General features: G+C 70.8%; 24 protein-coding genes. 12 read left to right on the forward strand and 12 right to left on the reverse strand.

The annotated features are described in order from the left end of the window. The gene (locus OG782_RS01735) at nt 1-429 is read right to left on the reverse strand and encodes a DUF6325 family protein (protein WP_406447591.1); all 429 of its coding nucleotides are present in this window, start codon (nt 427-429) and stop codon (nt 1-3) included. A gap of 242 nt (nt 430-671) precedes the next feature. On the opposite strand from OG782_RS01735, the gene mutA reads away from it, so the two are divergent. The 3 genes from mutA to meaB are packed head-to-tail and all read left to right on the forward strand — an operon-like array spanning nt 672 to nt 5,740. Beyond that, nucleotides 672-2,528 carry a methylmalonyl-CoA mutase small subunit gene (gene mutA / locus OG782_RS01740; RefSeq protein ID WP_406447592.1) on the forward strand — a complete coding sequence of 619 codons (1,857 nt, stop codon included), beginning with the start codon at nt 672-674 and terminating at the stop codon, nt 2,526-2,528. Beyond that, nucleotides 2,528-4,729 carry a methylmalonyl-CoA mutase gene (gene scpA / locus OG782_RS01745; protein WP_406447593.1) on the forward strand — a complete coding sequence of 734 codons (2,202 nt, stop codon included), beginning with the start codon at nt 2,528-2,530 and terminating at the stop codon, nt 4,727-4,729. Before mutA ends, scpA begins: the two co-directional genes overlap by 1 nt. A 12-nt stretch (nt 4,730-4,741) precedes the next feature. After that, on the forward strand, nt 4,742-5,740 hold the full coding sequence (gene meaB / locus OG782_RS01750) for a methylmalonyl Co-A mutase-associated GTPase MeaB (protein WP_406447594.1): 999 nt from the start codon (nt 4,742-4,744) through the stop codon (nt 5,738-5,740). A gap of 71 nt (nt 5,741-5,811) precedes the next feature. On the opposite strand, the gene OG782_RS01755 is transcribed toward meaB, so the two are convergent. Next, entirely contained in the window at nt 5,812-6,693 is an 882-nt protein-coding gene (locus OG782_RS01755; RefSeq protein ID WP_406447595.1) for a GNAT family N-acetyltransferase, read from the reverse strand. A gap of 340 nt (nt 6,694-7,033) precedes the next feature. Here OG782_RS01755 and rho point away from each other — a divergent pair, with 340 nt between their 5' ends. After that, nucleotides 7,034-8,176, forward strand: coding sequence for a transcription termination factor Rho (rho, locus tag OG782_RS01760; RefSeq protein ID WP_406447596.1), 1,143 nt, complete (start codon nt 7,034-7,036; stop codon nt 8,174-8,176). Nucleotides 8,177-8,190: 14 nt separating this feature from the next. On the opposite strand, the gene OG782_RS01765 is transcribed toward rho, so the two are convergent. From OG782_RS01765 to OG782_RS01780, 4 genes are all read right to left on the reverse strand, one after another. Further along, nucleotides 8,191-9,552, reverse strand: coding sequence for an NAD(P)/FAD-dependent oxidoreductase (locus OG782_RS01765; protein WP_406447597.1), 1,362 nt, complete (start codon nt 9,550-9,552; stop codon nt 8,191-8,193). A gap of 134 nt (nt 9,553-9,686) precedes the next feature. Then, nucleotides 9,687-10,034, reverse strand: coding sequence for a hypothetical protein (locus OG782_RS01770; RefSeq protein ID WP_406447598.1), 348 nt, complete (start codon nt 10,032-10,034; stop codon nt 9,687-9,689). Nucleotides 10,035-10,063: 29 nt separating this feature from the next. Further along, the gene (gene ctaD / locus OG782_RS01775) at nt 10,064-11,794 is read right to left on the reverse strand and encodes a cytochrome c oxidase subunit I (RefSeq protein ID WP_406447599.1); all 1,731 of its coding nucleotides are present in this window, start codon (nt 11,792-11,794) and stop codon (nt 10,064-10,066) included. Nucleotides 11,795-12,142: 348 nt separating this feature from the next. Beyond that, the gene (locus OG782_RS01780; RefSeq protein ID WP_406447600.1) at nt 12,143-14,365 is read right to left on the reverse strand and encodes an NADP-dependent isocitrate dehydrogenase; all 2,223 of its coding nucleotides are present in this window, start codon (nt 14,363-14,365) and stop codon (nt 12,143-12,145) included. Between the two features lie 193 nt (nt 14,366-14,558). Here OG782_RS01780 and OG782_RS01785 point away from each other — a divergent pair, with 193 nt between their 5' ends. Beyond that, complete coding sequence (locus OG782_RS01785; protein ID WP_406447601.1) at nt 14,559-15,068, forward strand: tetratricopeptide repeat protein; 510 nt, start codon at nt 14,559-14,561, stop codon at nt 15,066-15,068. A gap of 23 nt (nt 15,069-15,091) precedes the next feature. Here OG782_RS01785 and OG782_RS01790 read toward each other — a convergent pair whose 3' ends face one another. Next, nucleotides 15,092-16,594 carry an MFS transporter gene (locus OG782_RS01790; protein ID WP_406447602.1) on the reverse strand — a complete coding sequence of 501 codons (1,503 nt, stop codon included), beginning with the start codon at nt 16,592-16,594 and terminating at the stop codon, nt 15,092-15,094. 204 nt (nt 16,595-16,798) lie between these two features. On the opposite strand from OG782_RS01790, the gene OG782_RS01795 reads away from it, so the two are divergent. After that, complete coding sequence (locus OG782_RS01795) at nt 16,799-17,194, forward strand: molybdopterin-binding protein (RefSeq protein WP_406447603.1); 396 nt, start codon at nt 16,799-16,801, stop codon at nt 17,192-17,194. A 48-nt stretch (nt 17,195-17,242) separates the two neighbouring features. Here the strand turns inward: OG782_RS01795 and OG782_RS01800 are convergent, their stop codons facing one another. Beyond that, nucleotides 17,243-18,607, reverse strand: coding sequence for an NAD(P)-binding domain-containing protein (locus tag OG782_RS01800; RefSeq protein WP_406447604.1), 1,365 nt, complete (start codon nt 18,605-18,607; stop codon nt 17,243-17,245). A 198-nt stretch (nt 18,608-18,805) separates the two neighbouring features. Between OG782_RS01800 and OG782_RS01805 the strand changes: the two genes are divergently transcribed. Further along, on the forward strand, nt 18,806-19,138 hold the full coding sequence (locus OG782_RS01805; RefSeq protein ID WP_406458787.1) for an ArsR/SmtB family transcription factor: 333 nt from the start codon (nt 18,806-18,808) through the stop codon (nt 19,136-19,138). A gap of 7 nt (nt 19,139-19,145) precedes the next feature. On the opposite strand, the gene arsB is transcribed toward OG782_RS01805, so the two are convergent. Continuing rightward, on the reverse strand, nt 19,146-20,285 hold the full coding sequence (arsB, locus tag OG782_RS01810) for an ACR3 family arsenite efflux transporter (RefSeq protein ID WP_406447605.1): 1,140 nt from the start codon (nt 20,283-20,285) through the stop codon (nt 19,146-19,148). Next, on the reverse strand, nt 20,282-20,590 hold the full coding sequence (locus tag OG782_RS01815; RefSeq protein WP_406447606.1) for an ArsR/SmtB family transcription factor: 309 nt from the start codon (nt 20,588-20,590) through the stop codon (nt 20,282-20,284). Before OG782_RS01815 ends, arsB begins: the two co-directional genes overlap by 4 nt. A 108-nt stretch (nt 20,591-20,698) precedes the next feature. Between OG782_RS01815 and OG782_RS01820 the strand changes: the two genes are divergently transcribed. After that, nucleotides 20,699-21,121: an arsenate reductase ArsC gene (locus tag OG782_RS01820; RefSeq protein ID WP_406447607.1), complete on the forward strand. Its 423-nt coding sequence runs from the start codon at nt 20,699-20,701 to the stop codon at nt 21,119-21,121. An 11-nt stretch (nt 21,122-21,132) separates the two neighbouring features. Here the strand turns inward: OG782_RS01820 and OG782_RS01825 are convergent, their stop codons facing one another. Further along, complete coding sequence (locus OG782_RS01825) at nt 21,133-21,678, reverse strand: DUF1697 domain-containing protein (protein ID WP_406447608.1); 546 nt, start codon at nt 21,676-21,678, stop codon at nt 21,133-21,135. Between the two features lie 137 nt (nt 21,679-21,815). Beyond that, on the reverse strand, nt 21,816-23,105 hold the full coding sequence (locus OG782_RS01830; protein ID WP_406447609.1) for an MFS transporter: 1,290 nt from the start codon (nt 23,103-23,105) through the stop codon (nt 21,816-21,818). 240 nt (nt 23,106-23,345) lie between these two features. On the opposite strand from OG782_RS01830, the gene dhaK reads away from it, so the two are divergent. The 4 genes from dhaK to OG782_RS01850 are packed head-to-tail and all read left to right on the forward strand — an operon-like array spanning nt 23,346 to nt 25,969. Continuing rightward, the gene (gene dhaK / locus OG782_RS01835; RefSeq protein WP_406447610.1) at nt 23,346-24,332 is read left to right on the forward strand and encodes a dihydroxyacetone kinase subunit DhaK; all 987 of its coding nucleotides are present in this window, start codon (nt 23,346-23,348) and stop codon (nt 24,330-24,332) included. A 54-nt stretch (nt 24,333-24,386) separates the two neighbouring features. Next, nucleotides 24,387-25,001, forward strand: a complete 615-nt coding sequence (gene dhaL, locus OG782_RS01840) for a dihydroxyacetone kinase subunit DhaL (protein WP_406447611.1) — start codon at nt 24,387-24,389, stop codon at nt 24,999-25,001. Continuing rightward, nucleotides 24,998-25,408, forward strand: coding sequence for a PTS-dependent dihydroxyacetone kinase phosphotransferase subunit DhaM (locus OG782_RS01845; RefSeq protein WP_406447612.1), 411 nt, complete (start codon nt 24,998-25,000; stop codon nt 25,406-25,408). The genes dhaL and OG782_RS01845 overlap by 4 nt, the downstream gene beginning before the upstream one ends. Before the next feature lie 48 nt (nt 25,409-25,456). Then, nucleotides 25,457-25,969 carry an NUDIX domain-containing protein gene (locus OG782_RS01850; RefSeq protein WP_406447613.1) on the forward strand — a complete coding sequence of 171 codons (513 nt, stop codon included), beginning with the start codon at nt 25,457-25,459 and terminating at the stop codon, nt 25,967-25,969. The last annotated feature ends 34 nt before the right edge of the window (nt 25,970-26,003 follow it).

The following is a 26,003-nucleotide window of genomic DNA, read 5'->3' on the forward strand; positions in this document are numbered from 1 at the left end:
TCAGCGAGTGGAGGCGGTGGCGGACACCGCGGCCTCCGCGACTTCGGCGGGGATCCGCTCATGGGCGACGAGCTGCCCGCCCGACGCACGGACGGCCTCGGTGAGCGGAACGGCCCAGAGGTCCTCCCACACGATCAGCGCGGCGGAACTGCCCGGAGGCACGCTCTCGCCGAGCATCCGGATGTCGTCGCTGTTCAGCATTCCGGTGACCTCCCCCTCGACCGGCTCGAACGAGACGAGGTCGTCGGGGTCCAGGTCCTCCAGCTCGACCGTCTCGATCGTGCCGTCCTCGGCCCGGTACACAAAGGTCAGGTCGATGATGCGTACGGCCTTGGACGCCACCGCGTCCGCCAGTGCCGGCGCGATGGCGCCGGTGAAGCGGCTGCCGGGAAAGGCGACGACGATGTACTCCACTGGTCCCACAGCCACGGGCGTGTCCTCTCCAGAGGGATGGATTGCCAGCAGCATAACTTCGGTCATTTCGTACCGCACTGTGGAAAACAGCCATAAACCTCCGGACCGCTGGGGTGCAGCCCCGGGGAGCCCCTGCCGCGTGTCCGCCACCGGCGGCGGTTACGCGACAGTACGTAAAGGATCAAGCGCGCTGGGAGAGGGCAAGGTCACAGGCCGGCGCTCTGCTGCTCGTACGGGACCTGTCCTAGCATCCAGGCATGACGGTCCAGCCAGCTGACGGGCTTTCGTTGGCCGCCGAATTCCCTGATCCCGCCCATGAGCAGTGGCAGAGCCTTGTCGAAGGTGTGCTGCGCAAATCGGGCAAGGACGTCTCGGGTTCGGCCGCCGAGGAAGCACTGTCCACCACGGTGGAGGACGGGCTCATCACGCGCCCCCTCTACACCTCGCGCGACAACGCGCCCGATGCCGGTCTCCCGGGCTTCGCCCCCTTCACCCGCGGCAGCAGGCCCGAGGGCAGCACGGCGGGCGGCTGGGGCGTGCGGCAGCGGCACGCCTCGACGGATCCCGCCGGGCTCAACGAGGCCCTGCTCGCGGATCTGGAGAACGGCGTCACCTCGCTGTGGCTGACCGTGGGCGGCGCCGGCGGCGTCCCGGTCTCCGCTCTGGCCCGGGCGCTGGACGGCGTCTATCTCGATCTGGCCCCGGTCGTACTCGAAGCGGGGGGCGAACTCAACGCCGCGGCAACCGAGTTGCTCCGGATCCACGCGGAGCGCGGCGTGCCCGCGCAGTCGGTGCGGGGCAATCTCGGCGCCGATCCGCTGGGGCAGGCCGCACGGGGCGGCACCGAACCCGAACTGGGCGACGCGGTCCGCTGGGCGCAGCGTTGCGCCGCCGGGTACCCCGGGCTGCGGGCCCTGACGGTGGACGCCCTGCCCTATCACGAGGCCGGCGGTTCGGCGGCCGAGGAGCTGGGCAGCTCGCTGGCCACGGGCGTCGCGTATCTGCGGGCGCTGGCCGATGCGGGGCTCGATGTCGAAGCCGCCTGCGCACAGCTGGAGTTCCGGTACGCGGCCACCGCCGACCAGTTCCTGACGATCGCCAAGCTGCGCGCCGCGCGCCGGCTCTGGGCGCGGGTAGCCGAGGCCTGCGGGGCCCCGGAGGCCGGAGCACAGCGGCAGCACGCCGTGACGTCCGCCGTGATGATGACGCGGCGTGATCCGTGGGTGAACATGCTGCGGACCACGCTGGCCAGTCTGGGCGCCGGTGTCGGCGGGGCGGACGCGGTGACCGTGCTGCCGTTCGATCACGCACTGGGCCTGCCCGACGCGTTCGCCCGGCGCATCGCCCGTAACACGTCGACGATCCTGCTGGAGGAGTCGCATCTGGCCCGGGTCATCGACCCGGCGGGCGGGTCCTGGTACGTGGAGCGTCTCACCGACGAACTCGCGGGCGCCGCCTGGGCGTTCTTCCAGGAGATCGAGCGGGCGGGCGGCCAGGCGGCCGCGCTGGGCTCGGGGCTGGTGGCGGAGCGGATCGCGGCCACCTGGGCGAAGCGCAGCCGGGATCTGGCACGGCGCAAGGAGCCGATCACCGGCGTCAGCGAGTTCCCGCAGCTGGCCGAGCGCGCGGTGGAGCGCGAGGCCGTGCCGTCGGCTCCCGCGGCGGGCGGCCTTCCCGTCGTCCGGCGCGACGAGGCGTTCGAGGCGCTCCGCGCCCGTTCGGACGCCCATCTGGCGACGACCGGCCGGCGGCCGCGGGTGTTCCTTGCCGCGATCGGGCCCGCTGCCGCGCACACCGCGCGGGCCTCGTTCGCCGCGAACCTGTTCCAGGCGGGCGGCATCGAACCCGTCCACGAGCCGGTGCAGGTGGACGCCTCCTCGGCCGCCGCCGCGTTCGCGGCCGCGGGCACGGACGTGGCGTGCCTGTGTTCCAGCGACGCGCTCTACGCCGAACAGGCCGGCGAGGTCGCCGGGGCGCTCGTGGCGGCCGGCGCGCGGCGGGTGTACCTGGCGGGGCGGCCCGGCGAGTACTCCGGTGTCGACGAGTACGTCTTCGCCGGCTGTGACGTGGTGGCCGTGCTCTCTTCCGTTCTCGACCGTATGGGTGTGGCGTAATGCGGATCCCTGACTTCTCCGACATCGAGCTCGGGCCGGGCGGCGGCGCCGGGGCGACCGAGGACCAGTGGCGGGCCGCCGTCAAGGAGTCCTCCGGGAGCTCCGACGGAGACCTCCTGTGGGAGACCCCGGAGGGCATCGCGGTCAAACCGCTGTACACCGGCCAGGACCTGGAGGGGCTCGACTTCCTCGGTACCTACCCGGGTGTGGCGCCGTATCTGCGCGGCCCGTACCCGACGATGTACGTGAACCAGCCCTGGACGATCCGGCAGTACGCGGGTTTCTCCACCGCCGAGGAGTCCAACGCCTTCTACCGCCGTAACCTCGCGGCCGGGCAGAAGGGCCTCTCGGTCGCGTTCGACCTGCCGACGCACCGCGGGTACGACAGCGACCACCCGCGGGTGACGGGTGACGTCGGTATGGCGGGTGTCGCGATCGACTCGATCTACGACATGCGGCAGCTGTTCGACGGCATCCCGCTGGACAAGATGTCCGTGTCGATGACGATGAACGGCGCGGTGCTGCCGGTGCTGGCGCTGTACATCGTGGCCGCCGAGGAACAGGGCGTCGCGCCCGAGAGGCTGGCCGGGACCATTCAGAACGACATTCTGAAGGAGTTCATGGTCCGCAACACCTACATCTATCCGCCCAAGCCCTCGATGCGGATCATCTCCGACATCTTCGCGTACACCTCGCAGAAGATGCCGCGCTACAACTCGATCTCCATCTCCGGCTACCACATCCAGGAGGCCGGAGCCACGGCCGACCTGGAGCTGGCCTACACCCTGGCCGACGGGGTGGAGTACCTGCGGGCCGGGCGCGAGGCCGGGCTCGATGTCGACGCGTTCGCGCCGCGGCTGTCGTTCTTCTGGGCGATCGGCATGAACTTCTTCATGGAGATCGCCAAGCTCCGGGCCGCCCGGCTGCTCTGGGCCAAGCTGGTCGGGGAGTTCGAGCCGAAGAACGCCAAGTCCCTCTCGCTGCGCACCCATTCACAGACCTCGGGCTGGTCCCTGACCGCGCAGGACGTGTTCAACAACGTCACCCGCACCTGTGTGGAGGCGATGGCCGCGACCCAGGGACACACTCAGTCCCTGCACACCAACGCCCTGGACGAGGCCCTCGCCCTGCCGACGGACTTCTCGGCGCGCATCGCCCGTAACACCCAGCTGCTGCTCCAGCAGGAGTCCGGCACCGGACGGGTCATCGACCCGTGGGGCGGCAGCGCCTATGTGGAGAAGCTGACCTACGACCTGGCGCGGCGGGCCTGGCAGCACATCGAGGAGGTCGAGGCGGCGGGCGGCATGGCCAAGGCCATCGACGCCGGCATCCCCAAGCTCCGCATCGAGGAGGCCGCGGCCCGCACCCAGGCCCGCATCGACTCCGGACGCCAGCCCGTCATCGGCGTCAACAAGTACCGCGTCGAGACCGACGAGAAGATCGACGTGCTCAAGGTCGACAACTCCTCGGTGCGCACCCAGCAGATCGAGAAGCTGCGGCGGCTGCGCGAGGAACGCGACGAGCAGACCTGCCAGGACGCGCTGCGCGCGCTGACGGCCGCGGCCGAGCGGGACCCGGGACCCGGACTCGAAGGCAACCTGCTCGCCCTGGCCGTCGAAGCGGCACGCGCGATGGCGACCGTGGGCGAGATCTCCGACGCCCTGGAGAAGGTGTACGGGAGGCATGCCGGTCAGATCCGTACGATCTCCGGTGTGTACCGCAACGAGGCAGGGGAGTCGCCGTCCGTGGACCGCACCCGCACGCTGGTCGACGCGTTCGAGGAGGCCGAGGGACGGCGTCCGCGCATCCTGGTCGCCAAGATGGGCCAGGACGGGCACGACCGCGGCCAGAAGGTGATCGCGACCGCCTTCGCCGACCTGGGCTTCGACGTGGACGTCGGCCCGCTGTTCCAGACGCCGGGCGAGGTCGCCCGGCAGGCGGTCGAGGCGGACGTGCACATCGTGGGCGTCTCCTCCCTGGCCGCCGGGCACCTCACGCTTGTCCCGGCGCTGCGCGAGGAGCTCGCGGCGGAGGGCCGTGAGGACATCATGATCGTGGTGGGCGGGGTGATTCCGCCGCAGGACGTCGAGGCGCTGCACGAGGCGGGCGCCGCTGCCGTGTTCCCGCCCGGGACGGTGATCCCGGACGCGGCCCACGATCTGGTGACGCGCCTGGGCGCCTCCCTCGGTCACGAGCTGTGAGCCGCTGAACCGATGGCCCCGAAGATCGATCTCGACAGCTATGTGAAGGGTGTGCTCGACGGGAGGCGTGCGCACATCGCGCGCGCCATCACGCTCGTCGAGTCCACCCGGCCCGATCACCGGGCGCTGGCCCAGCAGTTGCTGCGCGAACTGCTGCCGCACTCGGGCCGGGCCCGGCGCATCGGCATCAGCGGTGTTCCGGGCGTCGGAAAGTCCACGTTCATCGACGCGCTCGGCACGATGCTCACCGGTCTCGGGCACCGGGTCGCGGTCCTGGCCGTCGATCCGTCCTCCAGCCGGACGGGCGGCTCCATCCTGGGTGACAAGACCAGGATGGAGCGGCTCGCGGTGGACCCGGCGGCGTTCGTACGCCCCTCCCCCACCGCCGGCACGCTGGGCGGGGTGGCGAAGGCGACCCGGGAGTCCATCGTGGTGATGGAGGCCGCGGGGTACGACGTGGTGCTGGTGGAGACGGTCGGCGTCGGCCAGTCGGAGACCGCGGTCGCCAATATGGTCGACACGTTCCTGCTGCTGACGCTGGCCCGCACCGGTGACCAGCTCCAGGGCATCAAGAAGGGTGTACTGGAACTGGCGGACGCCATCGCGGTGAACAAGGCCGACGGCCCGCACGAGCGCGACGCCCGCGCCGCCGCACGTGAACTGGCGGGCGCGCTGCGGCTGATGCACCCGGTGGACGCGGCGTGGACTCCCCCGGTGCTGACGTGCAGTGCCCGTGAGTCGACCGGTCTGGACACCCTGTGGGAGCGGCTGGAACAGCACCGGGCGCTGCTCGAGTCGACCGGCCGGCTCGCGGCCAAGCGCAGCGAGCAGCAGGTCGACTGGACCTGGACGATGGTGCGGGACGAGTTGCTGGAGAGTCTGCGCGGCCACCCCGGGGTCCGCGCGCTCGCACCGGAGCTGGAAATGCGGGTACGGGAGGGCACGGTGCCGGCGACGCTGGCCGCCGAGCAGATCCTGGAGGTGTTCCGGGGTCCGGGGCCGGCGGCCTGAGCTGCCGGCCGGGGTCTTCCGTTCGGACCGTGCCGGGCGCCGCGAGCCCGGCATGATCCGAACGGGAGGCACTACAGGTCGAGTTGGTAGTCGATCGAGCGATGCGTCGGCTCGTATCCGAGCCCGTCGTTGATGCTGCGCATGTACGTGTTGCTGTCGGCGGTGTCGGCGAGCAGTCCGCCCAGGTCCGGGTGGCGCTCGCGGGTCCGCAGGATGGATTGGGCCTTCATCCAGCGGGCGAGGCCGTGGCCGCGGTGCTCGGGCAGCACACCGGTCCCGTAGTGCTGGCCGTCCCCCTGCCCGCCGCCCGGCACCACGAGCTCGGTGAAGCCCGCGATCGAGCCGTCGCTCTCGTCGACGGCGGCCACCGTGTGCAGGAGATCGCCGCGCTGCGCGACGGCCTGCGCCACGGCCCTGACCCGGTCGACGTCCCAGGCGACGGTGCCGTAGTCGGTGTCGTCCATGGGCATGTCGTCCATGGCCCGGCGCGATGCGGCGAACGTCTGCGCCAGGGAGTCGGGGACGGTGCCTTCCCACGACTCCAGGCGGTAGCCCGGATGCGGCCGCCCGGCCAGCGTGGCCAGGGCCTCGGGATCCACCGCCGCCATCGGGAGCCGGGCGTAGGTGAGGGTGAGGACCTTGCGCAGCCCCCTGGCCCGCAGGAAGTGATCGCCCGGGGAGCCGGCCCCGGTCTGCGCGACGACCGAGCGCCGGCCGTGCTCCCGGGCGGCCGCGGCGACCGCTTCGAGGAGGCGGGAGCCGGCGCCGTTGCGGCGTTCGGCCGGGTGCACATGGAGTTCCAGCTCGGCGAGATGGTCCTGGCCGGCCCTGGTGAACACCCGGAGGAACGCCGACCCGACCGGGACTCCCGTGTCGTCGGACGCCAGCCACGCCAGTCGGTAGTCGTTCTCCCCGCGGTCGGGATCGGTCAGAGCGGTGATGTGGATCGGCAAGGTGACTCCGGAGTCGAGGGAACGGCCCGCCGTACGAAAGCATGTCCGCTGCACCGCCGCAATGGGTTTGCCACATCACCGCGTCGAGTTGCGCGCGAGAGGCGTGGTACATTGCAGTTGGTACATGTGTACGCCTCAGCATTCAGGCGCCGGTACCGGTTCACACTCATCACGCTGATGCGCCCGCCCTTTCCGGCCGGCGATCCAGCTCATCGCATTTCCTCTCCAGTCCGGTGCGGACCTTCCACCGGATTTTCCAGCCCGTCGTCCGGGGCGTGAGTTCTCCGCCTCCTGCCTGCCGGGCCCCTTCATTCGCATGTCCGCGAAAGGACCACCCCGCATGACCACCACACTCGAACACCCCACAGCCACCCCTCCCGCGGCCCTCACGGCCGCAGCAGGCATCCTCGACATCACGCATCAGGGGCACGGCGCCCTGCGCTCCCCCGGCGGCCACCCGGCCCCGGGCGACGTACAGGTCCCCACGGCACTCATCCGCCGGCACGGCCTGCGCAAAGGCGATGCCGTCGAGGGCCTCTGCGACCGGCCCCGCTCACTGAGCACCGTCGAACGCGTCAACGGCCTTGCCCCGCAGGCGCTGCGGGCCCGCCCGCACTTCCGTGACCTCACACCGCTCCACCCCCGCCGGCGGCTGCGCCTGGAGACGCCGTCCGGCAGCCCCTCGACCCGCATCGTCGATCTCGTCGCGCCGATCGGCAAGGGCCAGCGCGGGCTGATCGTCGCACCGCCCAGGACCGGCAAGACGGTCCTCCTCCAGCAGATCGCGGCCGCGGTCGCCGAGAACCACCCCGCAAGCCATCTGATGGTGGTGCTCCTCGACGAACGGCCGGAGGAGGTCACCGACATGCGCCGGTCGGTGCGCGGCGAGGTCTACGCCTCGACCTTCGACCGGCCCGCCAAGGAGCACATCGCCCTCGCGGAACTCGCGCTGGAACGCGCCAAGCGGCTCGTCGAGCAGGGGCGCGACGTCGTCATGCTGGTGGACTCGCTCACCCGGCTCTGCCGGGCCCACAACAACGCCGCGTCGAACGGCGGACGCACCCTCAGCGGCGGTGTGGACGCCGCCGCGCTGCTCGGCCCCAAGCGCCTCTTCGGCGCGGCCCGCCTCACCGAGGAGGGCGGCTCCCTGACCATTCTGGCCACGGCACTCGTGGACACCGGCTCCCGGGCCGACGAGTACTTCTTCGAGGAGTTGAAGGGCACCGGCAACATGGAGCTCCGGCTTGACCGCTCCCTGGCCGAGAAGCGTATCCATCCCGCCGTGAACATCGCCGCTTCAGGAACCCGTCGCGACGAACTCCTCGTACCGGCAGAGGAGTTGACCGCCGTACGCGGGCTGCGCCGCGCCCTGCACTCCCGGGACACGCAGACGTCCCTGGAAACGCTGCTGGACCGGATCCGGCACACCCCGGACAACGCCGCGTTCCTCCGTCTGATCCGGAACACCGTGCCGTCCGCCTGAAACGCGCGGCGCCATCACATCCGGGTGTGCAGCGACGCCGTGTGCTTGCGGACCTGTTCCGGGGTGAGATAGCTGTCGGTGTACTCGAAGTCCCGCAGCGTCGCGGGCTTGCGGGACTGGAATCCGGTGCGCACGAAGTCGTCGCCGGCGGCGGCGTTGATCAGCCAGTTCGTCATGACGCGCGCCTTGGCCACATTGGTCCGCAGCGCCGACCAGTGATACCCGCGGGCGACGGCCTGGGCGGTGATTCCGTGCATCTCGATGCCGAGCGGCTTGGAAACGGCGTCCTTGCCACCGAGGTCCACGACGAGCCCGAGGTCCTTGTGGACATACGGCTGCAGCGGCTGATTGCGCAGCGTCGCCAGAAGGTTGCCGGCGAGCTTGCGGCCCTGGCGCATGGCGTGCTGTGCGGTGGGCGGGCAGACCGCACCGTCGCCCTTCGCCAGGTCCGGCACGGCTGCCGCGTCACCGAGCGCGAAGATGCCGTCGAAGCCCGGCAGCGTCATCTCGGGCGTCACCGCGAGCCGGCCGCGCACCGTCTCCGCGTCGAAGGTGGTGACCAGCGGGCTCGCGGTGACCCCGGCCGTCCAGATCAGGGTGCGGCAGGGCAGCACCCTGCCGTCGGTGAACGTCACCGTTTCGGGTCCGGCCTCGGCCACGGAGACGCCGAGCGACACCTCGATCCCCCGGTCGCGCAGCACCTTCAGCGCGCTCATGCCGAGCTTGTCGCCCAGTTCCGGCATGAGCTTCGGCGCGATGTCGATGAGGTGCCACTTGATCAGGTCCGGGTCGAGCCGGGGGTAGTGCCGGACCGCGTTACTGGTGAGCCGCTGGAGGCAGGCCGCGGTCTCGGTACCCGCGTACCCGCCGCCGACCACCACGAACTGCAGCCGTGAGGCCCTCTCCTCCTCGTCGTCGCTGGCGTCCGCGAGGTCGAGCTGGGCGATCACGTGGTCGCGTACATAGGCCGCCTCGGCCAGCGTCTTCATCCCGCGGGCGTTGTCGAGCAGTCCGGGGATGTCGAAGGTGCGGGTGACGCTGCCCGGGCTGAGCACGAGGTAGTCGTACGGCTCGTCCACGATCTCGTCGGTGATCTTCCGGATGACGCAGACCTTGGCCTTGGGGTCCACTCCGATGGCCCCGCCCGGAATGATGCGTGTGCGGTGGCGGCTGCTCCGTCTCAGTGACACCGCGACCGACTGCGGGGTGAGCACGCCCGAGGCCACTTGGGGCAGCAGGGGCAGATAGAGCTGGTACGAGAACGGCGCGACGAGCGCGATGTCCGCTTCACCGGGACGCAGTCCCCGCTCCAGACGGCGTACGCACTCGACCCCGGCAAAACCGGCTCCGACAACGAGAATCCTGGGTCGTGCCACAGTGTTCGTCCCTTCTCGGGGTCTGCACGGTCGTCCGTTCGCCTGCCCTGTCACACGCGCCCGTCACCCCTACATCTTTACGAGAGGGGTGCGAGTCCGCCTGCTGGGGCGGCGGAACGGACGACCTCACCGGCTCACCTGGCCAGGTACGTCACCACGGTGCAGGCGCCCGAGGCCGTCCCCACGCAGACCACCGCCGCGGCCACGCAGCGCGCCCTGAGCCTGCGGTAGCGCTCGCCGTACTCACCGCGCAGCTCGGTGGCGCGGACCGCGATGCGCGCCAGCATCACCCGGGAAGCGGCGGCCCGGTCGGCCGCGTAGACCCGCTCCACGTCCTCGCGCTGGGCCGTCGTGAGCCAGGGCAGCTCGTCGGTGAAGCGGCGGGCGAGCCGGCGCGCCTGTTCCACCTCGGCGTTCCACAGCAGATAGCCCTCCATCTGGGCCAGCCCGCGGGCGCTGTCCGTGTCGGGGTCGTGGCCCATGCGTTTCTCCTCTCCCCCGGCCCGCCCGCTCATGCCTGCCTGTCCCCGGGCGCCACCGTCGCGGAGCGGCCACCGGGCTTGGCGGCCTCGCCGAGCTCGCGCACAGCGGGGTGGTGCAGGTCGAACGCCGGGGATTCGGAACGGATCCGGGGCAGCGTGAGGAAGTTGTGCCGCGGCGGCGGGCAGGAGGTCGCCCACTCCAGCGAACGGCCGTAACCCCACGGGTCATCCACTTCGATCTTCTCGCCGTACTTCGCGGTCTTCCACACGTTGTAGAAGAACGGCAGCATCGACAGGCCGAGCAGGAACGAGGAGATCGTCGAGATCGTGTTCAGCGTCGTGAACCCGTCCGCGGCGAGGTAGTCCGCGTAACGGCGCGGCATGCCCTCCGCGCCCAGCCAGTGCTGCACCAGGAACGTGCCGTGGAAGCCCACGAACAGCGTCCAGAACGTCATCTTGCCGAGCCGCTCGTCCAGCATCTTGCCGGTGAACTTCGGCCACCAGAAGTGGAACCCGGCGAACATCGCGAACACCACGGTGCCGAAGACGACGTAGTGGAAGTGCGCGACCACGAAGTACGAGTCCGAGACGTGGAAGTCCATCGGCGGCGACGCCAGGATCACACCGGTCAGACCACCGAAGAGGAAGGTGACGAGGAAGCCGATGGACCACAGCATCGGTGTCTCGAAGGACAGCGAGCCCTTCCACATCGTGCCGATCCAGTTGAAGAACTTCACCCCGGTGGGCACCGCGATCAGGAACGTCATGAAGGAGAAGAACGGCAGCAGTACGCCGCCGGTGACGTACATGTGGTGCGCCCACACCGTCACCGAGAGACCGGCGATGGAGATCGTCGCGGCCACCAGGCCGATGTATCCGAAGATCGGTTTGCGGCTGAAGACCGGAATGATCTCGCTGACGATCCCGAAGAACGGCAGGGCGATGATGTACACCTCCGGATGCCCGAAGAACCAGAAGAGGTGCTGCCAGAGCAGCGCGCCCCCGTTGGCCGCGTCGAAGACGTGCGCACCGAATTTGCGGTCCGCCTCCAGTGCCAGGAGCGCCGCGGCGAGTACCGGGAAGGCCAGCAGGACCAGGACAGCGGTCAGCAGGACGTTCCAGACGAAGATCGGCATGCGGAACATCGTCATGCCGGGCGCGCGCATGCAGATGATCGTGGTGATGAAGTTGACCGAACCCAGGATCGTGCCGAAGCCGGAGAAGGCCAGACCCATGATCCACATGTCACCGCCGATGCCCGGCGAGCGCACCGCGTCCGTCAGCGGGGAGTAGGCGAACCAGCCGAAGTCGGCCGCGCCGTTCGGCGTGAGGAAGCCGGCGACCGCCAGGATCGAGCCCAGGAGGTACAGCCAGTACGCGAACATGTTCAGCCGGGGGAACGCCACATCGGGCGCGCCGATCTGCAGCGGCATGATCCAGTTCGCGAATCCGGCGAACAGCGGCGTCGCGAACATCAGCAGCATGATCGTGCCGTGCATCGTGAACGCCTGGTTGAACTGCTCGTTCGAGACGATCTGGGTACCGGGCCGGGCCAGCTCGGCGCGCATCACGAGCGCGAGCAGACCACCGACGATGAAGAACGCGAACGAGGTGACCAGGTACATCGTGCCGATCGTCTTGTGGTCGGTGGTGGTCAGCCACTTGATGACGACGTTGCCCGGCTCCTTGCTGTGCACCGGAAGCTCGTTCGCGTACGACTCCTCGTCCTCCGCCGGTTCTGCTGTACCCGTCGTCGTCACTGGGACGCTCCTTCGATTGTCATCCGCGGGTGGACTGCGCACCCGGCGCGGCGCCGCTGCCGGCGGGGGCGCCCGAACGGGGCACTTCCCCGCGCGTCGCGCGCGATTCCGGTTGCAGCAAACCAGCCGGCGGCCCGCCGGAGGGGGCCCGGCGCCCGCCACGGCGTGACTTTCACTCGTCAGGGCGTTCTCCGTCCCACCGCGGCCGGACCAACTCGGCCGCACGGGAACGGCGCTGGAAACGACGCCGCCCCGGCCGACGGGATGTCGGCCGGGGCGGAACGGTCAAACGGTGGACCGGCGGATGCGGCAGGCGGTGCGCCCCCGCCCCGTCCGGTCCTTCTCACCTCAGGCGAGGCCCGCGATCGCCTGGTTGAACGTCGCGGACGGGCGCATGACGGCCTCGGCCTTGGCCGGGTCGGGCTGGTAGTAGCCGCCGATGTCGACAGGCTTGCCCTGGACCGCGATCAGCTCGTCGACGATGGTCCGCTCCTGCTCGGCCAGCGTCTTGGCGAGCGGTGCGAACGCCTCGGCGAGATCGGCGTCGGCGGTCTGCTGTGCCAGCTCCTGGGCCCAGTACAGGGACAGGTAGAAGTGGCTGCCGCGGTTGTCGATGCCACCGAGGCGGCGGCTCGGCGACTTGTCCTCGTTGAGGAACGTGGCCGTCGCGCGGTCCAGCGTGTCCGCGAGGACCTGGGCGCGGGCGTTGTCCGTGGTCTGCGCGAGGTGCTCGAAGCTGACCGCGAGGGCGAGGAACTCACCCAGGCTGTCCCAGCGCAGGTAGTCCTCCTTGACGAGCTGCTGGACGTGCTTGGGCGCGGAGCCGCCGGCGCCCGTCTCGAACAGGCCGCCGCCGTTCATCAGCGGGACGACGGAGAGCATCTTCGCGCTGGTGCCGAGCTCGAGGATCGGGAACAGGTCGGTGAGGTAGTCACGCAGCACGTTGCCGGTCACCGAGATGGTGTCCTCGCCGCGGCGGATGCGCTCCAGGGAGAAGGCGGTGGCCTTCTCCGGCGACATGATCTCGATCTGCAGACCGTCGGTGTCGTGGCCGGCCAGGTAGGTCCTGACCTTCTTGATGAGCTCGGCGTCGTGCGCGCGGTCCTCGTCGAGCCAGAACACGGCCGGGTTGCCGGTCGCGCGGGCGCGGGTGACGGCGAGCTTGACCCAGTCCTGGATCGGCAGGTCCTTGGTCTGGCACATCCGGAAGATGTCACCGGCGCCCACGGCCTGCTCCAGCACGGCGTTGCCGGCGGCGTCGACGACGCGCACGGTGCCCGTGGCGGGGATCTCGAAGGTCTTGTCGTGGCTGCCGTACTCCTCGGCCTTCTGCGCCATCAGACCGACGTTGGGCACCGAGCCCATGGTGGCCGGGTCGAAGGCACCGTTGGCACGGCAGTCGTCGATCACGACCTGGTAGACGCCCGCGTAGCTGCTGTCCGGCAGGACGGCGACGGTGTCGGCCTCCTGGCCGTCCGGGCCCCACATGTGGCCGGAGGTGCGGATCATGGCCGGCATGGAGGCGTCGACGATGACGTCGCTGGGGACGTGCAGGTTGGTGATGCCCTTGTCGGAGTCGACCATCGCCAGGGCAGGGCCCTCGGCGAGCTCGGCCTCGAAGGACGCCTTGATCTCGGCACCGATGTGCGGCACCGAGTCGAGACCCTTGAGGATCCCGCCGAGGCCGTCGTTCGGGGTCAGACCCGCGGCGGCGAGCACGTCGCCGTACTTGGCGAAGGTGTCCGGGAAGAAGGCACGGACCACGTGGCCGAAGATGATCGGGTCGGAGACCTTCATCATCGTGGCCTTGAGGTGGACGGAGAACAGGACGTCCTCGGACTTGGCCCGGGCGATCTGCGCGGTGAAGAACTCGCGCAGCGCGGCGACGCGCATGACGGCGGCGTCCACGACCTCGCCGGCGAGCACGGGTACGGACTCGCGCAGCACCGTGGTGGTGCCGTCGTCGCCCACGAGCTCGATGCGCAGCGAACCGGCCTCGGCGATCACGGCGGACTTCTCGGTGGAGCGGAAGTCGTCGACACCCATGGTGGCGACGTTCGTCTTCGAGTCGGCCGTCCAGGCACCCATGCGGTGCGGGTGGTTCTTGGCGTAGTTCTTGACCGACGCGGGGGCGCGGCGGTCGGAGTTGCCCTCACGCAGGACGGGGTTGACCGCGCTGCCCTTGACCTTGTCGTAGCGCGCGCGGACGTCCTTGTCCTCGTCGCTCTGCGGGTCGTCCGGGTAGTCCGGAAGCGCGTAGCCCTGCTCCTGGAGCTCGGCGATCGCGGCCTTCAGCTGCGGGATCGAAGCCGAGATGTTCGGCAGCTTGATGATGTTCGCCCCGGGAGTGGTGGCCAGCGCGCCGAGCTCGGCGAGCGCGTCGTCGATGCGCTGGTTCTCCTGGAGGCGGTCGGGGAAGCTGGCGATGATCCGGCCCGCCAGGGAGATGTCGCGGCTCTCCACGGTGACCCCGGCCTTCGAGGCGTAGGCCTCGACCACGGGCAGGAACGAATACGTCGCCAGGGCCGGGGCCTCGTCGGTGTGTGTATAGATGATGGTCGAGTCAGTCACCCTGTGCTCCGCTCCACGTCTGCAACATTGCTTGACATCAAGATATCTCGTGATCCCCGCCGGTTCGACAGGGCCCTGCCCCACACCGGCCGGAACCCGCCGTACCGCCCGGCGCCCCGGCGGGAGTGGCGCCCGCCGCACCCGGCCCTCCATGGATTTGCGGTCGCCCGGCAGTCCTGGCAGCCTGCGGCGCATGAGCACGGACAGCGGGCACGGGGTGGCGGACGAGGCACTGGCGCAGGCGGTGCGGCTGCGCGAGCGGAAGGATCCGCGGGCGCACGAGGAACTGGTGCGCCTCGCGGCCCGCCATCCGCACGACGCCGCCATCGCCTACCAGACCGCCTGGTCGCACGATTCCCTCGGCCTCGAGGCCGGGGCCGTGCCGTTCTACGAGCGCGCGCTGGAGGGTGCGGGTCTCGCGGCCGAGGACCGCCACGGGGCCTTCCTCGGTCTCGGCAGCACCTTGCGGGTGCTGGGCCGTTACGCGGCGGCGCTCGATGTACTGCGACGCGGTCTCGGTGAGTTTCCGCACGATGCCGCTCTGCGGACCTTCCTGGCCATGACGCTGTACAACGTGGGCGAGTCCCGCGAAGCCGTACGGACCCTGCTGCTGGTGTCGGCCGCCACCAGCGGGGACCCGCAGGTCCAGGCGTACCGTTCCGCCATCGAGTACTACGCCGACCACCTGGACGACACGGAGTAGCACGCTTCAGGGCCTGGCCACCGTTACGGGGCGTCCGCGGACTGCTGTGTACGTGCACGGCTTCGGCCACGTCGGGCGCCGCCCACGTCGGCCAGCGCCACGATCAGTCCGGCGACCACGAAGGCGACCGAGACGACGAGCCCGTGGTCGTACGCGGTGGACCAGGCGGCGGAGCCCACCTGCGCGAAGAACACCGAGCCGACCGCGGCGATCCCGATCGCGGAGCCGACGCGCTGGCCGGTCTGGAGGGTGCCGCCCGCACTTCCCGCGTTGGCCACCGGGACCTGCGACAGGGTCAGGGTCTGGTTGGGTGCGATGACCAGGCCGCTGCCGAGTCCGGCGAACAGCAGCGGAGCCGCCATCGCCCACCCGGCGCCCCTGCCAGGCACCAGATGCACGGCGAGCGCGGTGGCCGCGAGTCCCACGGCGACGGTGGCCAGACCGATGACGACGAGGGGCCGCCCGTACCGGCCGACCAGCCTGCCGCCGGGCCCGGCCGCGATGGCCGACCCCAGGGCGAACGGGGTGATCGCCAGTCCCGCCTGCAGGGCGGTGTAGTGCAGTCCGCTCTGCAGGTAGAGCGTGGTGATGAAGAAGATCGACGTGAAGCCCGCGAAGTACAGCAGGATCAGCAGACAGCCCAGCCAGTAGGAGCGGACCTTGAACAGCGTGAGGTCGACCACCGGCTGGGTGCCGCGGCGACCGCACCGGGACTCCCAGCCGACGAAGGCGGCGAGCAGGGCCGCGGCCACGGCCAGGAGCAGCCATTTCCCGTCGCCCGGCCACTGGTGCGCCTGGACGAACGGCAGCAGCAGCGCCAGTACACCCGCACCCAGCAGCAGGACGCCGAGGGGATCGAGGTCCCGCAGCCTCACCGGCCCCGCGGACGGGGTGTCCGGCAGAAGCCGCCGGGCCAGCAGGAGGCAGACCAGGCCGAGCGGCAGATTGACGTAGAACACCCAGCGCCACCCCTCCTGTGCTCCGGCCGCCTGGATCAGCAGTCCGCCCAGCAGCGGGCCGACGGCGGTGGAGATGCCCACCACCGTGCCGAACATGCCGAAGGCGCGGCCCCGCTCGCGTCCCGTGAACATCTGCTGGATGAGGGCGGAGATCTGCGGCGAGACCAGTCCGCCGGCCAGCCCCTGGACCAGTCGGGCGATCACCAGCCAGGTGCTGGACTGGGCGGCGCCGCAGGCCGCGGAGGAGAGCGTGAAGAGCACCAGGCCGGCCATGAAGACCTCGCGGCGCCCGCGGGCGTCCCCGAGCCGCCCGGCGGGGATCAGGAGCAGACCGAAGGCGAGGGAGTAGCCGGAGAGGACCCATTGCAGGTCGGACTCGGGGGTGTGCAGCCCTTCCCGGATGGACGGCAGCGCGACGTTGACGATCGATACGTCCAGCAGGGTCATGAAGCCCGCGACCAGGCATACCGCCAGCGCCTGCCATCGTCGGGGGTCGGGGGTGTCCGGCCCGGAGCCGGAGTCCGCACCCCGCCCCGCAGAACCCCGGTACGCCGCACTCTCTGCCATGGCTCGCACACTAGGTCGCACGCCGCGATTCCTCATCCCGGCAGGGCCACCCGGCCGTGTGCGCGCTACATTTGGCACGGATCCGCGGCATGCGGACGGGGTCGGCCTCCCGGGAAGCGCCGGAATCCACAAGCGGCCGCATTCGCCAGCTATTCTTCCACACAGGCTTGCACATGCCAGGATTCAGGCCATATCGTGCAGCGCATGCAGTCCTACACCATCGGACAGGCGGCCCGTCTGCTGGGCGTCAGCCCCGACACCGCACGGCGCTGGGCGGATGCCGGACGCGTCGCCACCCATCGCGAGGAGGGCGGGCGCCGCCTCATCGACGGCCGCGACCTCGCCGCGTTCTCCGTCGAGGTCGCACAGAACGGCACCGGTGAAGGGGACGCCTCCTACACCTCCGCGCGCAACGCCTTCCCGGGCATCGTCACCGCGGTCAAGCTCGGGGACGTGGCGGCGCAGGTCGAGATCCAGGCCGGTCCGCACCGGCTCGTGTCCCTGCTGACCCGGGAGGCCGTCGAGGAGCTCGGCCTGGAGGTCGGCGTGCAGGCCACCGCCCGCGTGAAGTCGACCAGCGTGCACATCGACCGCACCTGACGCACCTCCCCGCCCGCAGGGCGCCGCGCCGCGGATCGCCGGCCCCGGTCAGGCTCCGCAGCAGCCGCCCGCGGCGGGCTCCGGGGCGGGGGCGGCGGAAGCGGGCACGGGTGCGGCGCAGCATCCTCCGTCGTCGCCCTGCGCGGCGGCCGGGGCGTCGTAGAGGCCTGCGCCGCCGCAGACCCCGGTCTCGGGCAGCGTGAGTTCGACCCGGTCGGCCGCTTCGATGTCACCGGCGATGGCGGCGGCGACGGAGCGGACCTGCTCGTACCCGGTCATCGCCAGGAACGTGGGGGCGCGGCCGTAGGACTTCATGCCGACGAGGTAGAGACCGGGCTCGGGATGGGCGAGCTCGCGGTGTCCGTGGGGGTAGACCGTGCCGCAGGAGTGCTGGTTGGGGTCGATCAGCGGCGCGAGGTCCACCGGCGCCTGGAGGCGTTCGTCGAGGCCGAGGCGGAGTTCGGAGAGGAACGACAGGTCGGGGCGGAACCCGGTCAGCACGATCACCTCGTCGACCGGGTCGAGGCGCCGCCCGTCCTCGGCCACCAGGACCGGGCGGCCGTCACCGGCGCGCTCGACGCGTTCGGTGCGCAAGCCCGTGACCGCGTCGGCGCGCCCCTGGTCGACGGCGGCCTTCGCGGCGAGCCCCAGGGCGCCGCGGGCGGGCAGTTCGTCGGCCGCCCCGCCGCCGAAGGTGGAGCCGCTGATGCCGCGTCGCAGGATCCACACCGCGTGTGTGCCGGCTTCGTCCTTCGCGAGGGCGGCGAGGGAGGCCAGCGCGGTGAAGGCGGAGGCGCCGGAGCCGATCACCGCCGTCCGCTTCCCCGCGTAGCGGGCGCGGACGGCCGGGTCGCCGAAGTCCGGGACGCGGTAGGTGATGCGGTCGGCCGCCGCCTTCTCCCCGAGTGCGGGCAGCCCGCTCGCACCGGCGGGGCCCGGGGTGGTCCAGGTGCCGGAGGCGTCGATGACGGCGCGGGCCAGGACGCGGTCCTCGCCGCCGTCGGCCGTCGTGACGTGGACGACGAAGGGCTGGGCCCCGCGATCGGCGTCCACGACACGGTCCCGGCCGGCGCGGGAGACCCCTGTGACGGTGACGCCGAACCGGACCCGCTCCCCGAGGGCGTCGGCCAGCGGCTGGAGGTACCGTTCGGCCCACTCTCCCCCGGACGGGTATGCGTCCGCGTCGGGCCTGGTCCAGCCGGTCGGGGCCAGCAGCTTCTCGGCCGCCGGGTCGGTGACCTCGCCCCAGGTGGAGAAGAGCCGCACATGGGCCCATCCCCGCACCGCGGCCCCGGCCACCGGCCCTGATTCCAGGACGAGCGGGGTGATGCCGCGCCCCGCGAGGTGCGCGGCCGCGGCGAGCCCGACGGGGCCGGCTCCGATGACGACGACCGGAAGGTCAGCAGTGGTCATGACGGTGATGTCCTCCGAGGCGAGCGGCACAGTTCCGGCCGCTGATTCGATTGATGTCGATACAAGGAGCTTGCCACTCCCCATAGACGAGTGTCAACATAGAAGAATGTCGAAGTCAGAACTCGCGGAACTGCCGGCCCAGGACGCGAAGGCCGCGGATCCGGACGCCCTGGACATGGCGGCCGCGGAGACGGAGGCCTGGCCGCAGGGGCCGTGGTGCCCTGCTGCCCGCCGATCACCGCCGGTGAACTGTCCCGGGATGACGCCGAAAGAATGTCGGGGATGTTCAAGGCCCTGTCCGACCCGGTGCGCCTGCGGCTGTTCTCCAAGGTCGCTTCGCATCCGGGCGGCGAGGCGTGCGTGTGCGACATCTCCGACGTCGGCGTATCCCAGCCGACGGTCTCCCACCATCTGAAGAAGCTGCGCGAGGCCGGGCTCCTCACCTCGGAGCGGCGCGGGACCTGGGTCTACTACCGGGTCGCCCCGTCCGTCGTGGCCGCGATGTCCGCGATGCTCGACCTGCGCGGCTGACGGACGTCTACACGGAGTACCGGCCCGCCCGCGCCGGGGTGGTGAGGGCCGTGGGTGCGAACCTCCTGCGCCAGGCCAGCGCGACGTACACCAGTGCGATCAGGACCGGGACCTCGATGAGCGGGCCGACCACTCCGGACAGCGCCTGGCCGGAGGTGACGCCGAAAGTGGCGACGGCGACGGCGATGGCCAGTTCGAAGTTGTTGCCCGCGGCGGTGAACGCCAGCGTCACGGTGCGGTCGTAGGCCAGCCCGAGGGCCTTGCCGAGCACGAACGTACCGAAGAACATGACCGCGAAGTACACGAGCAGCGGAAGTGCGATCCGCAGGACGTCCAGCGGCTGCGAGGTGATGGTCTTCCCCTGGAGGGCGAAGAGGATGACGATCGTGAAGAGCAGCCCGTACAGCGCCCAGGGACCGATCCTCGGCAGGAACTTCGCTTCGTAGGACCGGCGGCCCATCCTCTTCTCGCCGATGCGGCGGGTGAGGAACCCGGCGAGCAGCGGGATGCCGAGGAAGACGATGACGTTGAGCGCGATGTGCCACACCGGTACGTCCAGGCCCTGCCCGTCACCGAGGCCCAGCCACTGCGGCAGCAGGTCGAGGTAGAACCAGCCCAGCAGGCCGAACGCGATCACCTGGAACACCGAGTTCAGCGCGACCAGCACGGCGGCGGCTTCGCGGTCGCCGCAGGCGAGGTCGTTCCAGATGATGACCATGGCGATGCAGCGGGCGAGGCCGACGACGATCAGACCGGTGCGGTACTCGGGCAGGTCGGGAAGGAAGATCCAGGCCAGGGCGAACATGACGGCGGGCCCGATGACCCAGTTGATGACCAGCGAGGACACCATCAGTTTGCGGTCGCCGGTGACCGTGTCGAGCTTGTCGTAGCGGACCTTGGCCAGCACCGGATACATCATGACGAGCAGGCCGAGCGCGATCGGCAGGGAGACGCCACCGATCTCGATCTTCGCGAGCGCGTCGTTCATGCCGGGGACCATCCGGCCCAGCCCCAGGCCGATGGCCATGGCGAGCAGGATCCACACCGCGAGGTAGCGGTCGAGGGTGGAGAGCTTCTTGACGACCGAGCCGTCCCCGCCCGGGGCCCGACCGGCGGCGGGGGTCGTCGTGGTGCGCCCGGTGCTCACGCGCAGGCCCTCTTGTTCCCGCCGGCGGCACGGGCCGAATCGGCCAGCGCGGCGAACTGCTGCGACAGTCCGGCGAGAACCTCGGGGCGCAGCCTGTAGTAGGTGAAGCGGCCGCACGGCTCCGTCTCCACCACACCGGCCTCCCGCAGGACCTTCATATGGTTCGACAGATTGGTCTGCTTCGCACCGGTCTCCTCGACCAGGTGCGTCGTGCAGAGCGTCTCGCGCGCCAGCAGGGTCACGATCCGCAGGCGGAGCGGATCGCCCAGCACCCGGATCAGATCAGCATCGACTGAAGTCAGCATGTACTGATACTTTCACATCACCACTCACTGATGTCAGCCGGGGCTGATTCTCCGGGCGTCCGAACCAGCCGTGCCGGACCCGCCGCACGACGAAAGAGAACGATCACCATGGCCGAGGCCTCAGGCAAGCCGTCCGTACTGTTCGTCTGCGTGCACAACGCCGGCCGCTCCCAGATGGCCGCGGCCTGGCTGACCCATCTGGCCGGGGACCGCGTCGAGGTGCGCTCCGCCGGGTCGGACCCGGGTGCCCGCGTCAACCCCGCCGCCGTCGAGGCGATGGCCGAGGCCGGAATCGACATCTCCGCCGAGATGCCGAAGGTCCTCACGCTCGACGCGGTCCGCGCGTCCGATGTGTGCGTCACGATGGGCTGCGGCGACACCTGCCCCGTCTTCCCCGGCAAGCGCTACCTCGACTGGGTGCTGGAGGACCCGGCCGGCCTGGGTGTCGAGGCCGTGCGCCCCGTCCGCGACGAGATCAGGGCGCTGGTGGAGAGCCTGATCGAAGAGATCGCGCCGGACAGCACCGTCTGACGGCCCGCGGGTCAGGCCTCGCCCTTCTTCGCCGCGGCGAGGATCTTCACCACGGTGTGGAAGAAGCGCGTCGTCGCGTCATGGCCCAGGACGCGTTCCTGGAAGCCCTTCGCGGCGGGCGCCCTGCCGTTGATCAGGTGCCAGACGACGAACGCGTCGTACGCGGTGGCGCCGATGATCTCCATGTCCTCCTTCGGGGAGAGCATCGGCAACTTCAGTTCCGGATCGATCCGCTCGGTCGTGAAGACCACGCAGCAGCGCACGTCGCCGGTGACCGTGACGTCCGCGAACGGGTCGAGCGCGATCAGCGCCTCCAGTTCGGGGACGGTGCGCAGACAGACCGCGACCTCGTAGCCGAGCGCCTTCGCGAGGTGGTCACCGATGCGTGAGGCAAGTTCGGCCCGGTCGGTCCCGTCGGACTCGAAGAAGACGTTTCCGCTCTGGATGTAGCTGCGTACGGAGTCGAACCCCATGTCCGTGAAGAGGCTGCGCAGGTACTCCATCTTCACCGAACGGCCCGGCACATTCATCCCGCGCAGGAACGCGATGTACAGCAATTGCGATCACCTTTCCGCAAGAAGGTTCACCGGTCCGCGAGAGGGGACCTACGGCCGGCGCCCGCCAGCGTAGTCCGCTCGCCGTGGCAGGGGAGGTCAGCGGATCCGCCCGGAACCGGCGTGCCCGGTACGCCCTCTCACGCCGCCGCCTCCTGCCCGTGCCCGTCGGCCCGGGACCGTGCGATTCCGGTCACCGTTCCCGCCAGGGCGAGGCACACCACGGCGACACCGATGACGCCGAAGACGGCGCTGACCCCGAATCCGGCCGCGGCCGCCGTCGCGGCGGCCGCGCCCAGGGGCCCGAGGGCCGAATGAATGGTCCAGAACGTGGAGGTGACCCGCCCCAGCAGGCGGCTCGGGGTCACTTCCTGACGCAGCGACATGGACGAGATGCCGGCAACACCGGTGCACAGGACGTTGACCGTCATCAATGCGGCGACCACCGGCACGCTCCGCGGCAGCCCCAGGCAGGCGACTGCCACTCCGGCCAGCGCGAAGGCCGCGATCCAGCTCGCCCCGAACCCCATCCGCGCCCGGACCCGGGCGACCAGGGCGGAGGCGATGAACGTGCCGACCGTACCGGCCGCCAGCACATAGCCGACCGTGGTGTCGGGGTGCCCGAGATCATGCTTGAGCAGATAGATGACGAGGTCCGTCAGTCCATAGGTGAGGAACGTCAGCAGCGACAGCAGCACGGTCAGCGGACGGAGCACCGGATGCGCCCACAGGAACCGCGCCCCCGCCAGGAACTCGTTCCGGACCGCGCCGCGTTCGGTCCTGTCCGGGCCGGCGGGCGGCGCCGTACGGATCCTGACGAAGAGCACACCGACGGCGGAGACCGCGAAGGTCACGGAGTCGATGCCGATGGCGGCGGCCGGCCCGGCGGCCGCTGCCACGAATCCCGCGAGTGCCGGGCCCGCGACCCCGGCGACGGCGAAGGTGGCGTAGAGGTGCCCATTGGCCCTCGCGATGTTGCCGGGTCCCACGATGGCCGGGACCACGGTCACATAGGTGACCTCGAAGAGCATCGAGAAGACACCGACAACAGGGACCACGGTGTAGATCAGCCAGACCGGCGACGCGAACAGCCAGACGAGGGGAATGAGGGCGTGGAGCAGACACCGGGCGCCGTCGCTGACCATCAGGAGCCGCCTGCGGTCGATCCGGTCCGCGATCACACCGGCGAACAGACCCGTGACAATGGAGGCGATTCCCGTGAGACCGGTGACGAGCCCCATCTGCACCACGGACCCCGTGGTGTGCAGCACCAGGAGCGGAATCGCCACGAACGAGAAGGAGTCACCGAGGGCGGACAGGGTCTGGATCGCCAGGAATCTGCGATAGGAGGGATTGCTCCACAACGAGGAGGAGCCCTGCCCGCCGGCCACTGCTGTTTCCTGCTTCCCGGACGATGTGCCTGCGCCCACGGCGTGCCTCCCCGACTCCGGCCAAAGCATCGACTGTATGCGCCGGAGCGGCCTGTGGGCCTGCCCTTTTCCGCCCGCGGCCGGAACACCGCGCGGGCGGGCGGGCGCAGTTCTTCGCACCGGGCCTGCGACGGCCTACGGTGGTGGTCCACCGTTGTCCGTCCCGCACCGCACCACGGACCGCGCCGTCGGCCGGGCCGGAGCACCGTCCGGCAACTTCCCTGGGAGATACCGTTGCGCATGCTGATCAACGTCCCCGAAACCGTGGTCGCCGACGCGCTGCGCGGCATGGCCGCCGCCCATCCCGAACTGACCGTGGACATCGAGAACCGGGTCGTCGTACGACGCGACGCGCCCGTGGCCGGGAAGGTCGCCCTGGTCTCGGGCGGCGGGTCCGGGCACGAGCCGCTGCACGCCGGGTTCGTCGGGCCCGGCATGCTGTCGGCCGCGTGCCCCGGCGAAGTCTTCACGTCGCCCGTGCCGGATCAGATGGTGCGGGCCGCCGCCGCCGTCGACAGCGGGGCGGGGGTGCTGTTCGTCGTCAAGAACTACACGGGTGACGTGCTCAACTTCGAGATGGCCGCCGAACTCGCCGAAGAGGAAGGGCTGCAGGTCACCCAGGTCCTCGTCAACGACGACGTGGCAGTCACCGACAGCCTCTTCACAGCCGGGCGCCGGGGTACGGGCGCGACCCTGTTCGTCGAGAAGATCGCCGGAGCGGCGGCCGAGGAGGGCGCGCCGCTGGACCGTGTGGCTGCCCTGGCACGGCAGGTCAACGAGGCGTCGCGGAGTTTCGGGGTGGCACTGAGCTCCGTCACCACGCCCGCCAAGGGATCCCCGACCTTCGATCTGCCGCCCGGCGAGCTCGAACTCGGCGTGGGCATCCACGGCGAGCCGGGGCGGGAACGGCGCCCGATGATGACCTCGCGGGAGATCGCCGACTTCGCGGTGGACGCGGTACTCGAGGACCGGCGGCCGAACGGGCCGGTGATCGCGCTCGTCAACGGGATGGGTGCGACTCCGCTCCTCGAACTGTACGGATTCAACGCCGAGGTGCAGCGGGTTCTGTCCGAGCGCGGCGTGGTGGTGGCTCGTACCCTGGTGGGCAATTATGTGACCTCGCTCGACATGGCGGGCTGTTCGGTGACGCTCTGCCAGGTGGACGAGGAGCTGGTACGGCTGTGGGACGCGCCGGTGCAGACGCCCTCGCTGCGCTGGGGCCGTTGATCCGCCGGGTCCCGCACGGGCCGGCCGTCACATTCGATGGACCGAGGAGAGCATGTGCTCGACGCCGATTTCTTCCACCGCTGGATGACCGCGGCCACCGCTGCCGTAGACCGTGAGGCGGGCCGTCTGACCGAGCTCGACTCCGCGATCGGGGACGCCGATCACGGCAGCAATCTGCAGCGCGGATTCACCGCGGTCTCGGCCGCCCTGGGCAAGGAGCCACCGCGGACACCGGGGGCCGTACTGATGCTTGCCGGGAGGCAGTTGATCTCGACGGTCGGCGGGGCGTCGGGGCCGTTGTACGGAACGCTGCTGCGGCGCACGGGCAAGGCGCTGGGCGATGCCCCGGCCGTCAGCGCCGAGGAGCTGGCGGCCGCGCTCGGGACGGGCGTCGCGGCGGTGGCCCAGCTCGGCGGGGCCAAGGCCGGTGACAAGACGATGCTCGATGCCCTGCTGCCCGCGGTCGAGGCGCTCGGGACCTCGTTCGAGGCGGGACGGGACGCGGCCCGGGCGGGCGCGCTGGCGACCGTGCCCCTGCAGGCGCGCAAGGGCCGGGCGAGCTATCTGGGTGAGCGCAGCATCGGGCATCAGGATCCGGGGGCCACATCCGCGGCGCTGCTCATCGCCGCGCTCGCGGACACCGCGGGTAGGGCCGGTGGTGGCGCGTGAGCGGCGACAGGCAGGTCGGGATCGTGCTGGTCTCGCACAGCGGTCCGGTGGCCGAGGCGGTCGCCGAGCTGGCCAGGGGGCTCGCCGCCGGCGGTGCGACAGCCCCGGTGGCCGCGGCCGGCGGTACGGGTGCGGGCGGGCTCGGGACCAGTGCCGAGCTCATCGCCGAGGCCGCCAGGTCGGTCGACGGCGGTGCGGGGGTCGCCGTGCTCGTGGATCTGGGCAGTGCGGTGCTCACGGTCAAGGCGATGCTGGCCGAGGGCGACGAACTCCCCGACGGCACACGGCTGGTGGACGCGCCGTTCGTCGAGGGTGCGGTGGCCGCGGTGGTCACGGCCTCGGCCGGCGGCGACCTGGATGCCGTGGCGGGCGCCGCGTCGGAGGCATACGGCTATCGCAAGGTGTAGGGCCTGTCGTCGGGGGTGACGCCGGTGCCCGCCCGTCACACTGACGGCATGTCATCGAGTAAGCGCCCCCGCCGCAGCGCCGGTCTCCTCCTGTTCCGTACCGATGGCGACTCCGGTCTGGAAGTCCTCATCGGCCATATGGGCGGGCCGTTCTGGGCCGGCCGCGACAGCGCCGCGTGGTCGGTCCCCAAGGGCGAGTACGGCCCCGGGGAGGAGGCCGCGGCAGCGGCCGGACGGGAGTTCGGGGAGGAGTTCGGCCACCCCGTACCGGAGGGCGCGTGGGTGGCGCTGGGCGAGTCCCGTCAGGCCGGCGGGAAGACCGTGACGGTGTGGGCCGTGGCGGCCGGCCTCGATCCGCGGACGGCTGTTCCGGGGACGTTCACGATGGAGTGGCCGCGGGGGTCCGGCGTGCAGCGGGAGTTCCCGGAGATGGACCGGTTCGCCTGGTGCACACCGGAGGTTGCCGCCGAGCGGCTGGTCAAGGGCCAGCGGGTCTTCGTGGAGCGGCTGCGCGCGCATCTGGCGGGCGGGCAGGCACCGCCGGTGCCCGGGGATTCCTGAACCCCCGGCGGACGCAGCCTTCGCGCGGTGCGGC

Origin of the sequence: Streptomyces sp. NBC_00876, assembly GCF_045207435.1 — a bacterium.
Lineage (GTDB): Bacteria > Actinomycetota > Actinomycetes > Streptomycetales > Streptomycetaceae > Streptomyces.